At 75.1% G+C, this 12,523-nt stretch carries 12 protein-coding genes; 5 read left to right on the plus strand and 7 right to left on the minus strand.

The window, feature by feature from the left end:
- The first annotated feature begins 49 nt into the window (after nt 1-49).
- Nucleotides 50-640, plus strand: a complete 591-nt coding sequence (locus tag CHF16_RS22080) for a TetR/AcrR family transcriptional regulator (RefSeq protein ID WP_089328002.1) — start codon at nt 50-52, stop codon at nt 638-640.
- Nucleotides 641-754: 114 nt separating this feature from the next.
- Here the strand turns inward: CHF16_RS22080 and CHF16_RS22085 are convergent, their stop codons facing one another.
- On the minus strand, nt 755-2,188 hold the full coding sequence (locus CHF16_RS22085; protein WP_218826776.1) for an aldehyde dehydrogenase family protein: 1,434 nt from the start codon (nt 2,186-2,188) through the stop codon (nt 755-757).
- 167 nt (nt 2,189-2,355) lie between these two features.
- On the opposite strand from CHF16_RS22085, the gene CHF16_RS22090 reads away from it, so the two are divergent.
- Nucleotides 2,356-3,537: an acyl-CoA dehydrogenase family protein gene (locus CHF16_RS22090; RefSeq protein ID WP_089328003.1), complete on the plus strand. Its 1,182-nt coding sequence runs from the start codon at nt 2,356-2,358 to the stop codon at nt 3,535-3,537.
- Between the two features lie 95 nt (nt 3,538-3,632).
- Here CHF16_RS22090 and CHF16_RS22095 read toward each other — a convergent pair whose 3' ends face one another.
- Entirely contained in the window at nt 3,633-5,102 is a 1,470-nt protein-coding gene (locus CHF16_RS22095; protein ID WP_089328004.1) for a class I adenylate-forming enzyme family protein, read from the minus strand.
- Between the two features lie 98 nt (nt 5,103-5,200).
- Here CHF16_RS22095 and CHF16_RS22100 point away from each other — a divergent pair, with 98 nt between their 5' ends.
- Nucleotides 5,201-5,635, plus strand: coding sequence for an SRPBCC family protein (locus CHF16_RS22100; protein ID WP_089328005.1), 435 nt, complete (start codon nt 5,201-5,203; stop codon nt 5,633-5,635).
- Nucleotides 5,636-5,703: 68 nt separating this feature from the next.
- Here the strand turns inward: CHF16_RS22100 and CHF16_RS22105 are convergent, their stop codons facing one another.
- On the minus strand, nt 5,704-6,732 hold the full coding sequence (locus tag CHF16_RS22105; protein ID WP_089328006.1) for an alpha/beta hydrolase: 1,029 nt from the start codon (nt 6,730-6,732) through the stop codon (nt 5,704-5,706).
- Between the two features lie 75 nt (nt 6,733-6,807).
- Complete coding sequence (locus CHF16_RS22110; protein ID WP_089328007.1) at nt 6,808-7,557, minus strand: gamma-glutamyl-gamma-aminobutyrate hydrolase family protein; 750 nt, start codon at nt 7,555-7,557, stop codon at nt 6,808-6,810.
- Nucleotides 7,558-8,038: 481 nt separating this feature from the next.
- Here CHF16_RS22110 and CHF16_RS22115 point away from each other — a divergent pair, with 481 nt between their 5' ends.
- Entirely contained in the window at nt 8,039-9,241 is a 1,203-nt protein-coding gene (locus tag CHF16_RS22115) for a globin domain-containing protein (protein ID WP_089328008.1), read from the plus strand.
- Here the strand turns inward: CHF16_RS22115 and CHF16_RS22120 are convergent.
- Complete coding sequence (locus CHF16_RS22120) at nt 9,156-9,935, minus strand: helix-turn-helix domain-containing protein (protein ID WP_089328009.1); 780 nt, start codon at nt 9,933-9,935, stop codon at nt 9,156-9,158. The two genes, CHF16_RS22115 and CHF16_RS22120, sit on opposite strands and share 86 nt — an antisense overlap.
- Before the next feature lie 162 nt (nt 9,936-10,097).
- On the opposite strand from CHF16_RS22120, the gene CHF16_RS22125 reads away from it, so the two are divergent.
- Nucleotides 10,098-10,505, plus strand: coding sequence for a PaaI family thioesterase (locus CHF16_RS22125; protein ID WP_089328010.1), 408 nt, complete (start codon nt 10,098-10,100; stop codon nt 10,503-10,505).
- Nucleotides 10,506-10,526: 21 nt separating this feature from the next.
- On the opposite strand, the gene CHF16_RS22130 is transcribed toward CHF16_RS22125, so the two are convergent.
- Complete coding sequence (locus CHF16_RS22130) at nt 10,527-11,249, minus strand: dienelactone hydrolase family protein (protein WP_089328011.1); 723 nt, start codon at nt 11,247-11,249, stop codon at nt 10,527-10,529.
- Between the two features lie 56 nt (nt 11,250-11,305).
- Nucleotides 11,306-12,448: an LAGLIDADG family homing endonuclease gene (locus tag CHF16_RS22135; RefSeq protein ID WP_089328012.1), complete on the minus strand. Its 1,143-nt coding sequence runs from the start codon at nt 12,446-12,448 to the stop codon at nt 11,306-11,308.
- Between the last annotated feature and the right edge of the window lie 75 nt (nt 12,449-12,523).

Here is a 12,523-nt window from a genome sequence, read left to right on the forward strand (position 1 = left end):
GGCGCGCGATAATGGCAGCCCGTCCAGCATCCGGAGGAACGACGACACCATGGGCACCGCCGGACGCGACGTGCGCGAGTCCCTGCTCGACGCCGCCGCCGAGCTGCTCGTCGAGCGCGGCTACCGGGCCGTCCGCATGCGGGACGTCGCCGAGACCGCCGGGGTGAGCCGGCAGACCGTCTACAACGAGTTCGGCGACAAGTGGGGGCTGGCCCAGGCGGTCGTGGTCCGCGACAACGAGCGCTACCTCGACGGCGTCGACGCGGCGCTGTCCCGGCACGACGACGTGTACTCCGCGGTCGTCGCCGCCGTGACGTACACGCTGGAGACCTCGGCGGACGACCAGCTGAAGAAGGCGGTGCTGACCGGCGCGGGCGGCGACGAGATGCTGCCGCTGCTCACCACGCAGGCCGAGCCGGTGCTGTTCGCCGCCAGCGCCCGCATCGCCGAGCACGCGCTGCGGCACTGGCCGCATCTGGACCGCGACGCCCTCACCGAGGTCGCCGACGCGGCGGTGCGGCTGACGATGAGCCACATCATGCTGCCGTCCGGCCCGCCGGAGGAGTTCGCGCACTTCGTGGCCCGGCTGGTGGCCCGCTACCTGTCCGTCCCCGAGAGAACCGGTGGCCCGGGCGCCTGACCCCGCGCTACCGTCGGCCCGCCTCGCCAGGACTCCCGTCTCGCCCGCACGGGAGAGCCGGAGCTGCGGCCGCTGCTGACCGTCAAGGGCTGACGGCCTGACCGGTCCCGGGCGTCAGGGCACGTCGGTCTGGATGTGGACGGCCTTCACCGTGGTCATCTCGTCCAGCAGCTCGGGGCCGTAGCCGAAGCCGCGGCCGCTGCCTCGGCGCGGTTCGGCGGCGCCGCCCGGGGCGCCGCCGAACACGGCGTTGACCTTCACCGTGCCGACGTTCAGCGTGCGCCAGGCGGCCTGCGCGTGCGCCATGTCCCGGGTGAGGACGGTGGCGGCGAGGCCGTGCCGGGAGCGGCGCGCGGCGTCCAGGGCGTGGTCGAAGGAGGCCACGGTGCGCACGGGCGCGACCGGCCCGAACACCTCCTCCGCCATGATCGGCATGGCGTCGGCGCAGCCCGCGAGGACCGTCGCCGGGTAGAAGGCGCCGGGGCCGGGCGGGATCCGCCCGCCGGCCAGGAGGCGGGCGCCGTCCGCGACCGCCTTCTCGACCTGCTGGTGAACGTGGGTGCGGTGCCGCTCGTCGACGAGCGGTCCCAGCTCGGTGCCCTCCTCCGCGCCGGGCCCCATCCGCAGGCCGCGCGCCCGTTCCGTGAGGGCCTCCAGGAAGGGTTCGGCCACCGCCTCGTGGACGTAGACCCGCTCGACGGACGTGCAGATCTGCCCGGCGTTGGCGAAGCAGCCGAGGGCCGCCTGCCCGGCGGCCCATTCCGGGTCGACGTCGCCGTCCACGATGAGCGGGTCGCAGCCGCCGCTCTCCAGCACGGTCCGGGCGCCCGTGCGCAGGGCCAGCTCGGCGACGCGGCGCCCGGCGGCGGTGGAGCCGACGTGCGCGACGACGTCGGCGTCCGGGTGGCCGGCGAGGGCCTCGCCCGTCGCGGCGCCGCCGGTCACCAGGTTCAGGACGCCGTCCGGGAGGCTCCCGCCGAGCAGCTCGGCGAGCAGCGCGCCGGTGTGCGGCGTCCGTTCGGAGGGCTTGTGCACGACGGTGTTCCCGGTCGCCAGCGCGGCACCGATCAGCCCGCAGGCGATGGCGACCGGGTCGTTCCACGGGGTGATGACCGCGACGACGCCGCGCGGCTCGCGGACCATGAAGTCGGCGGCCCGCCAGCCGCCCTGGAGGCTGCGGCCGCCGTGCAGGGGGCCCAGCTCGGCGTACTGGCGCAGCGTCCCGATCCCGGCCTCGACGCCGCCGAGCGCGTCGCCGGACGGCTTGCCCATCTCGGCGGTCACCAGCGCGGCCAGCTCGTCCGCCCGCTCCTCGACCGCGCGCGCCGCGGCGTGCAGGGCCGCGCCCCGGTCGGCGGCCGGGGTGGCGGCCCAGCCGGGCGCGGCGTCGCCGGCCGCCGCCACCGCCTCGGCGACGTCGGCCGGCCCGGACACGGCCACCACCCCCAGCGGCTCGCCGGTCGCCGGGTCGGTCATCGTGTAGGCGTCCTGCCCGGTGCCCTGGCTCCACCGTCCGCCGGCCAGCATCCACCTGTCGCGCGGCCGCATGGGCTCCCTCCCCGATTCGGTGTCCGCGGTTCGCCTACCCGGTGCGGCGCGCTTCAATGACCGCGCCCGCGCGGCACCCGCGGAGCACACCGCAGTCCGCACCCCGCGTCAGTGTCCACTTACTGAAATCGGCTACCGTGGTGCGGACGCGAATTGAGGGAGGCGCGGTGGACTTCGACCTGCCGGAGAGCGCGGCCGCGGTGCGCGAGGGCGTGCTGGCGATCGCCGGGAAGTACGACCAGGAGTACTGGGGCCGCTGCGACGCGGACAAGCGGTGGCCGGAGGAGGTCTGGCGGGAGCTGGTGGCCGGCGGCTGGCACGCCCTGGCGATCCCGGAGGAGTACGGCGGCGGGGGCCAGGGGCTGCTGGAGCTGGCCGTCGCCCTGGAGGCGCTGGCCGAGGGCGGCGCGGGCGGCGCGGCGTCGTTCATGTACCTGCTGACCCCCGCGTTCGGCGGGCTCACGATCAACCGGCACGGGACCGAGGAGCAGAAGCGCGAGCTGCTGCCGAAGATCGCCGCCGGGGAGGTCGAGACCTGCTTCGCGATCACCGAGCCGGACGCGGGCAGCAACGCGATCAACATCTCCACCCAGGCCCGCCGCGACGGCGACCACTACGTGGTGAGCGGCCAGAAGATCTGGATCTCCGGCGTCGAGCGCGCCGACCACCTCGTCCTGGTCACCCGGACGATCCCGGCCGCCGAGGCGCGGCCCCGCACGTCCGGGTTCACCGTCCTGCTGGTGGACGTCGAGCAGGCCGTCGCCGACGGCACCCTCACCTTCCAGCCGATCCCCAAGCTCGGCACCAACACCGTGGCGTCCAGCATGGTGTTCCTGGACGAGGTGCGCGTCCCGGCCGAGCGGGTCCTCGGCGAGCCCGACCAGGGGTTCCTGGTCCTGTGGGACATCCTCAACCCCGAGCGCATCCTCGCCGCGGCGGGCGGCGTCGGGTCCGGCGGGCTGGTGCTGAAGCTCGCCTGCGAGTACGCCACCGACCGGGCGCCGTTCGGCAAGCCGATCGGGACCAACCAGGCCATCGCCTTCCCGCTCGCCAAGGCCAAGGCGCAGCTGGAGCTGGCGCGGCTGATGACCTACAAGGCCGCCTGGCTGTGGGACCGCGGCCGGCCCTGCGGTTCGGAGGCCAACATCGCCAAGCTGACCGCGGCGGACGCGGCCTGGCAGGCGGCCGACCGCGCCTTCCAGACCTACGGCGGGATGGCGTACTCGATGGAGTACCCGATCGCCCGGATGTTCCGCGACGCCCGCATCGCCAAGAACATCCCGGTCGCGGAGGAGCTCGTCCTCGCCCACATCGCGCAGCATGAGCTGGGCCTGCCCAAGTCGTACTAGCCGGCCGAGTCGTACTAGCCGGCCGAGTCGTACTAGCCGGCCGAGTCGTGCCGGCCGGCCGAGTCGTACCGGCCCGCACGTCGTGCCGGGCGGGCCTACCCGCCGGTCTCGGGGAGCCGGACGGACGTGCCCGGGTCGTGCGCGGCGCGCAGCTCCCGCTTGCGGACCTTGCCCGAGTGGTTGCGCGGGATCTCCGCGACCACCTCGTACCAGCGGGGGCGCTTGAACGCGCCGAGCCGGGCCCGGCAGTGCGCGTCCAGGTCCGCGGGCGTGGTGCCGCCGCGCACCACGACCAGGGCCTTGACCGCCTCGCCCCAGCGCCGGTCCGGGACGCCGATCACCGCGGCGTCCCGGACGCCGGGATGCTCGGCGAGGACGCGCTCGACCTCCGCGCAGTACACGTTCTCGCCGCCGCTCTTGACCATGTCCTTGGCGCGGTCGGTGAAGTGGAGGCGGCCCTCGCCGTCCAGCCGCATGAGGTCGCCCGTGCGCAGCCACCCGTCCGGCGGGAGCGCGGGGTGCCCGGCGTATCCGGCCATCAGGCTCGCGCCGCGCAGCAGGAGCTCGCCGACCGCGCCGGGGCCGTCCGCGCCGTCCAGGGCGAGGTCGAAGGCGGGCAGCGGGCGGCCGACCGTGCCGGGCGCGGCCAGCTCGTCCTCCAGCGTGGACACGGCCACGAAGTTCCCGGCCTCGGTCGAGCCGTACACGCCCCGGTAGCCGATGCCGAGGCCGCGCAGCCGCTCCAGCGTCGCGGGACGCTCGGTCGCGGCCATGCCGAAGACCAGGCGGAGGGTCTCCGGCGCGGCGGCGGGATGGCGCAGCGCCCGCCCGGTCCCAGTGGGGAAGACCGCGACGGTCACGCCGTGCTCGGTGATGAGCGGCCACAGCGTCTCGGGGGACGCGCCGGCCGGCAGTACGACCGTGCCACCGGTGGCCAGCTGGCCGAGCACGGCGCCGTACCCCGCGACATGGAACAGCGGCAGCGCGCCGAGCAGCCGGTCCGCGCCGGTCAGGCCGAGAGCCTGCACCGCGTTCGCCGCTGCGGCGACCCAGCTCCGGCTGGTCAGCAGGCAGCCCTTCGGATGCCCGGTGGTGCCCGAGGTGTAGAGCTGGACGACCGGCGCCTCCGGGCCGGGGCGGGGCAGGTCGTGCGGCGGCGCCTCGTCCAGGGCCCGGTCCAGGTCCGGGCCGATCGTCCAGTGGGCGAGATCGAGGAGGCCGGACGCACCGGCGAGGGCCCCCAGCGCCGGGTGGACGACCGCGTGCCGGGCGCCCGCGTTCTCGACCTGGTAGCGCATCTCGGCGGGGCTCAGCCGCACGTTCAGCGGGACCACCGCGGCACCGATCAGCGACGCCCCGAACGCGGCTTCGACCGCCTCGGGCGCGTTCGGGGCCAGCAGCGCGACGCGGCCGTCCGGGGCGACTCCCCCGGCGGCCAGCAGCCCGGCCCAGCGCCGCGCGCGCCGGTGCAGCCCGCGGTAGGTACGGCGCCGCCCGTCCCAGGCGAACGCCGTGCGGTCCGGCCAGAGCGCGGCGCCGCGGTGGGCGAGGTCCCCGAGCAGCATGCGACGATCATTCCGAATCAGATTCGGGACGGTCAAGGTGTTGCCCGCGTCACACCGGCCGGGCCAGCATGAGGGTCCGCCCACCGTGAGGAGAGCCCATGCCCCGGTCCTACGCCAGCGCCGTGTTCGCCAGTCCCGCCGACGAGGTGTGGTCCTACCTTCGGGACTTCGGCAACCTCGCCGACTGGATGCCCGGCGTGCAGACCGGCGTGATCGAGGACGGCGGGCCCGGCGACCGCGTCGGCTGCGTCCGCCGGCTGATCGGCCCCGGCGAGACGGTGTTCCGCGAGCGGCTCACCGCGCTGGACGACCCCGGCCGCGGCTACCGGTACGAGATCCTGGAGTGCCCGCTGCCGGTGCGCGACTGCCGCGGCGAGCTGCGCGTCGCGCCCGTCACCGCGAACGGCCACGCGTTCGTCGAGTGGTGGGCCGACTTCTCCGCGGACGCCGCCGACGAGGAGGCGATGGCGAAGACCCTCGCGCAGGGCATCTACGCGACCGGGCTCGGCGCCCTCGCCAAGCGCTTCGGCTGACCCGGCACCGGGCCCCAGCTGCACGCTGACCCGGCTTCATGCGGACCCTGCTTCACGCGGACCCGGCTTCACGCGGCCCCGGGCGATCCCTCGCCGCGGACCGCCGCGACGCCCTCCCGCACGTCCGGCCCGGCGGGAGCGAACGCCGCGCGCAGCCGCCGCACGGCGTACGCCATCGCCTCCGCGCCGGCGTCGAAGATCTCCGGCAGCAGGAAGAACGAGTGCACGACGCCGTCGTAGCGGCGCAGCTCGACCGGTACCCCGGCGGCCGCGAGCCGGCGCGCGTACGCCTCGGCCTCGTCGCGCAGGATGTCGCACTCGGCGGTGATGACGGTGGCGGGCGCCGCGCCGGACAGGTCCGGGGCGCGCAGCGGCGCCAGCCGGAAGTCCGACGGGTCGGCGCCGCCCCGGTAGAGGTCCATGAACCGGGCGAGGCTGTCGGCGTCCAGCCCGTACCCCGACCCGTACTCCCGCCAGCTCGGGGTGTCCATCGCCGTGTCGGTCACCGGGTACACCAGCAGCTGGTGGGCGAGCGGCAGCCCGCGGTCGCGGGCGAGCAGCGCGACGGCGGCGGCGAGGTTGCCGCCGGCGCTGTCGCCCGCCACGGCCACCGCGCCGGGCGCGATGCCGTGGCGCCCCAGCCCGCCGCCGCCGGGGCGTCCGGGCTCCCCCGCCGCGGCGGCGACGACCGCCCACGCGTCGTCGACGGCCGCCGGGAACGGGTGCTCGGGCGCCAGCCGGTACCCGACGTTCAGCACGGCGCACCCGGCGGCGTGCGCGAGGTCGCGGCACGCGGCGTCCACGTTGTCGACGCCGCCGAGCACCCAGCCGCCGCCGTGCAGGTACACGACGGCGGGCAGCGGCCCGCGCGCGAGCGGCGCCGGGCGGTACAGCCGCACCGGCACCGGGCCGCCCGGACCCGGCACCGCGATGTCGCGCACGTACGGCAGCTCACGCCGCTCGACCGGGTACGCCGCGCCGATCCGCTCCCGCATCTCCGCGATCGTCGGCTCGGCCCGCGCCCCGGACCCGGACGGCACGGCCGTCCAGGAGGCGAGCAGCTCCAGGAAGCTCGCGGTCTGCGGATGGACGGGCATGCGGCGGCCTCCCCGGGGATTTGTGGCGTTTTCCACGGGATCGCCTTCCCCCGGAAGCGACGGGCCAATCCCGCCTCAGCGGCCCGCGGCCTCCGCGACCAGCGCCTCGAACAGGCGCTTGTCCTCGCCCTCCTCGGGATGCCACTGCACGGCGAGGCCGAAGCGGTGGCCCTGCAGCTCGACGGCCTCGACCACCTGGTCCTCCGCCCACGCCACGGCCGACAGGCCCTTGCCGAGCCGCCCGACCGCCTGGTGGTGGTAGGTCGGGACCTCCGCCGCCTCCCCGAGGATCTTGCCGATCTGGCTGGTCGGGCTGATCCGCACCGGGTGCGAGCCGACCAGCCCGGCCTGCGGCGCGTGCCCGCGGTGGCCGACGGCCTCCGGGAGGTGCTGGATGAGCGTGCCGCCCCGCGCGACGTTCAGCACCTGCATGCCCCGGCAGATCGCCAGGAACGGCAGGTCCGCCGACACGGCCGCGCGGACGAGCGCGAGCTCGAACCGGTCGCGCTGCGGCTGCGGCGGCCCCGTCTCGTGGTGCCGGGCGGCGCCGTAGAGGTCGGGGTCGACGTCGCCGCCGCCGGCCAGCACGAGCCCGTCCAGCCGTCCGATGACGAGGTCGATCCCGCGCAGGGTCGCGCCCGGGGGCAGCAGCACCGGGACGCCGCCGGCCCGCTCGACCGACCGCGCGTAGGGCGCGGGCAGCAGCGCGGCCTCGCGCACCCAGGTCCCCCAGCGGGCCGGCTCCTGGTAGGTGGTGATCCCGATGACCGGCGGCCCGCCGGCACCGGTGGCGGGGCCCTCGGCCCCGCGAACGGCCTCTGACATGCGTGTCTCCCCCTCAGCTGAGCACTGGCCTCCGGACGTCGCGCACGACGGGCGCGGCTCGCGGGCGCGCCGGCTCCGCCGGCCGCACCCCGGGGTGCCGCTCCCTCCCCCTCGCGCCATCCCTCCCCCGGCCTTCTCCCCGGCCAGCTTGCCGCAGGCGGCGGTCCCGCGCAGTCCGAAGCGGCCAGAACGCCGTCCGCGCCGGATCTTCCACCGGGGAGTGCTTTCCTCCTCCGCCTCCGCACCGGCCCGGGCCGCCCGGCGATGCCATCCACCGATACCGATCAGTATCCGTGCTCATTCGGGGACTCCAGCGCTCACTCCGGCCACACGGGCGCTCACGCACCGCAGCAGCGGGCCCGCCGCTGCGGCCGCTCGGTTGAGTGCACACCGCCTCCGGCGAGAGAATCTCACCCAGCCGGGCACCCGGACACGCCGCGACCGCCGGTGCCAGGCCCCGAAGGCAGGGAGTGAACCGGACATGCCACCGGAACCCCGTACCGCCGCCGACTGCTTCGCCCGGCTCGAAGCCGACCCGGCGGGCGCGACCGGCTACTTCTACGGCCGCCTCTTCGCGGCCGAGCCGCACCTGCGCGCCCTGTTCCCGCCCGCGATGGGCCCCCAGCACGACCGCTTCTTCCGCGCGGTCGCCCGGATCGCGCGGGACCGCGACGACCCCGCCGACCTCGCCGCCCGGCTGTGCCGGCTGGGCCGCGGCCACCGCAAGTACGGGGTCCGTCCCGAGCACTACGCCGCCGTCGGCGCGGCGCTCACCGCCACGCTGCGCGTCTTCGCCGCCGACCTGTGGACGCCCGACGCCGAGGCCGCCTGGACCGCCGCCTACCGGCGCGCCGCCGAGGCCATGATCGCCGCCGCCGAGCGGGACGCCGCGCAGGCCCCGCCCTGGTGGGCCGCCGAGGTCACCGCCCACGACCGCCGCGCCCCCGACCTCGCGGTGCTCACCCTGCGCCCCGAGCGGCCGCTGCCGTTCACCGCCGGGCAGCACGTCAGCGTGCAGACCGGCCGCTGGCCCCGGATGTGGCGGCCCTACTCGGTCGCGAACGCGCCCCGCCCGGACGGCACGCTGTCCCTGCACGTGCGCGCCCGGCCCGGCGGCTGGGTCAGCGGCGCGCTCGTCCGGGCCACCGCCCCCGGCGACACCGTGCTGCTCGGCCCGGCCGAGGGCGAGATGGCCCTCGACCCCGACCCCGGCCGCGACCTGCTCCTCATCGGCGGCGGCACCGGGCTCGCCCCCATGAAGGCGCTGGCCGAGCAGGCCGCCGGATCCGGCCGCGACGTCCGCCTCCTGGTGGCGGCGCGCACCGCCGGCGACCTCTACGACCTGCCCGACCTGCGCCGGCTGGAGGCGGCGTCCGCGCGGCTGCGGGTCGTCCCCGTGCTGTCGCGCTCGGCGGGCCCCGGCGCCCTGACCGGCCGCGTGCAGGACGTCCTGCCCGGCCTGCTGGACTGCGTCCGCGACCACACCGCCTACGTCGCCGGGCCGCCCCCGCTCGTCCGCGCCGCCGCCGCGGCGCTGCGGCGGCTCGGCGTGCCGGGCCCCCGCGTCCACCACGACCCGCCCGCGTGCGGCGGCCCGGTCACCAGCCCGCCCGCTCCCGCAGGTACTCCGTCGTCGGCGCGTCCGCCGGATAGAACGACTCGATCGCCAGTTCCGCGACCGTGATGTCGACCGGCGTGCCGAACGTCGCGATCGTGCTGAAGAAGGACAGCTCCCGGCCGTCCACCCGCATCCGCAGCGGGACGAACACGTCGTGCCCGGCGGGCGGCGCCATCGCCTCCCCCACGTCCCCCGGGAAGCTCCGCAGCTCCCGGTAGAGCTGGGTCAGCGCGGCGTCCGCGGTCAGCGCGACGTGCCGCCGCACCCGGTCGATCATGTGGGCGCGCCACTCGGCGAGGTTCAGGATGTTCTTCGCCATCCCGTCCGGGTGCATGCTCAGCCGCAGCACGTTCAGCGGCGGCTCCAGCAGCTCCGGCGGCGCGCCCTCCATGAAGAGCGCGGCCGCGCCGTTGGCGTCGATGAGGTTCCAGAACCGGTCGACCACCACCGCCGGGTACGGCTCGTGCCCGGTCAGCACCTGCTTCAGCGCCGCCCGGACCGCGTCCATCCTCGGCTCCTCGATCGGCGTCTCGTCGAACACCGGCGCGTAGCCGGCCGCCACCAGCAGCAGGTTGCGGTCGCGCAGCGGCACGTCCAGGTGCTCGGCGAGCCGCAGCACCATCTCGCGGCTCGGGGCGGAGCGCCCGGTCTCCACGAAGCTCAGGTGCCGGGTCGACACGTCCGCCTCCGACGCCAGCTCGAGCTGGCTGAGCCGGCGCCGCTGCCGCCAGGCGCGCAGCTGGTCGCCGATGGGTCGCATGTCACTCAACGCCGTCGTCACGCTCCGGACGCTACCGGCCGCGCGGTCACGCCCGCGATTACGTCCCGGGTAATGGACGCCGCGACGCCAAGGGCACCAGGGTTGACCCGGCACGCACACCGAGGAGGCGCCATGACTTCAGACCCCATGACTTCAGACCCCATGACGACAGACCAGCCGACCCCCGACCAGCTCACCGACGCCATGCCCTTCGCCCGCGCGCTGGGCGTCCGGATCGACGCCGCCGCGCCCGAGGAGGTCACCGGCCTGCTGGACTGGGCCCCGGAGCGCTGCACCGCCGGCGGCGTCATGCACGGCGGCGCCCTCATGGCGTTCGCCGACACCCTCGGCGCCGCGTGCGCGTTCCTCAACCTGCCGCCGGACACCTTCACGACGACGCTGGAGTCGAAGACGAACTTCTTCCGCGGGGTCAGGGAGGGCTCCGTCAAGGGCGTCGCGCACCCGCTGCACGCCGGGCGCACGTCGATCGTCGTCCAGACCGACCTCTACGACGGCACCGGCCGCCGCGTCGCCCAGGTGACCCAGACCCAGGCCGTCCTGCGCGCTTGACGGTCGACCGGCCCGACACCTTTACGTTGTAGATTCCTTAGCGAGGTACTCGCCGAAGAAGGCGAAGATCCGCTCCCACCCGTCGGCGGCGTTCTCCCGCCCGCGGCCCATCCCGAACACGATCCTGGCGACCGGGCCGAGCGGGGCCGGCGGCGCGAACCCGGTGAGGAACGAGTGCCCGGTGCCCGGATACTCCTTCACGTCGTGCGGGACCCCGGCGCTCTCCAGCGCCCGCTCCAGCTTCCCCGCCGCTCCGCGCAGCGTCGGGTCGGCCGCGCCGTAGCTGGCGACGACCGGGCACGCGCCGCGCAGCGACTCCGCCGGCCGGCGCGGCAGGATGCCGTAGTTCGCGGCGGCGGCCTTGAAGTCGTACTTCGCCGCCGCCACCAGCGCGAACCCGCCGCCCATGCAGAACCCGCACACGCCGACGCCGCCGGTGCAGTCGTCCCGGCCGGCGAGCCAGGCGCGGGCCGCCTCGATCGCGTCGTAGGCGGGCCCGCGCTGCGCGCGCATGTCGCGCATCGCCTTGGTGACGCACCGCACCCACGGCATCCCGTTGTAGAGGTCCGGCAGGACGGCCAGGTAGCCCTGCGCGGCGAACCGGTCGGCCTGGGCGCGCATGTCCGCGTTGGCGCCCATCGCCTCGAAGACGATGACGACGCCCGGCCAGGGTCCCTCCCCCTCGGGAACGGCGAGGTACCCCGGCAGCTCCCGCGCACCCGCGGGTATCACAATGTCAGACATACCGTCCAATAATTCCCCACTCGCGTCCCACCGCCTACCCCACCGCTGGGCTCAGTTCACAGCGCGGGAGCCGCCGGCCCCGAAACCACGACCTTGCCGTTCCGCCGCACTACGAGCAGTCCCCCCGGCATGGCCACCGAGTGGACGCCGCCCGAATACTCCTCTACCCCGTCGTGATAGCCATGGTCGTTCCAATACCGGCTGGGGTGGCCGCGCCCGTGATTGACCAGCGGCCTGTTGCGCCTGGTGACCAACGAGACGACACAAGTCGGCCGGAGGTTGCGGAACGACTGGCCGTTGGGCATGACTCGGAGCATGCCGACCCGGTCATCGACTCGGACGTTGGCGCTGATCCCGGCTTTGATGGCCAGGACCTGCAGACCACCCGCCAGATCGGTGGACGCGGTGTAGATCACGCGGTGCCCGGAGCGCTGGTGCGTGGTGCCGTCGCCGTCGACCATGGCATCGATGAAGATCGCGATGACCTCGGGGGTCCACCGCTGCACCACCTCGGGCAGCCTCTTGTCGATCGCCCGCCCCAGCCGAGCCAGGAAGTCCCGCAGAGGGACGCACTGGGTCCGGACGGACCCGCAGCCCGAAGCCGGCACGTAAGCCGGAAGCCCCAATTCCCGTATCGCGTCGACCATCGCGTCGAGCCCGGGGCCGCGGTTCTGCGCCAGGACGATCTGGTGACCGTTGATCGACCCCTCTGCCAGGAAGAAGCCGAGAAACCTCGCGAACGCCCTGGCCGGAAAGACCACGCCCGAGTAGCTCCGCGTGCAATGGGCGCCGTTGTCGGAACGCGTCCAGGTCCGGTTCACGGAGGGGATCTCCACATCCGCCTCGGTGCCCGACAGCCATCGCGCCGTCTTGTCGTAGCGGACGCGCTTGTGAAGGAGAGCGCCCGGCCTCTCGATCCCGAAAGGCTGCTCTCCCCGCCTCGCCGCACGTGTGTCGACCCGTTGGACCCACAGGGGATGGTCGGGGCCGACCAGCAGATCAACCTGTTCCGACCTGACCCTGTACATCGGGCCGCTGACCGCGCGGTGGAAGACGGCGGTCGCAGCCCGGTATCCCAGCGCTCGCGATGCGGGGTCCACGGTCGCGAAGGTCTCGGTGCCGTCCACCAGGGGCCAGGGCTTCCAGCCACTCGCGGTCAACACGTCCGTCCGGTCGTCATAACCGTCCACCGCCACCATGCCGTCACCCTCCGAAACGTCTTGATGACAATCAAGCACGGAGGTGTGACAGAACGCGCCCGCCCGCTGCCGGAG

Origin of the sequence: Actinomadura meyerae, from assembly GCF_900188445.1 — a bacterium.
Lineage (GTDB): Bacteria > Actinomycetota > Actinomycetes > Streptosporangiales > Streptosporangiaceae > Spirillospora > Spirillospora meyerae.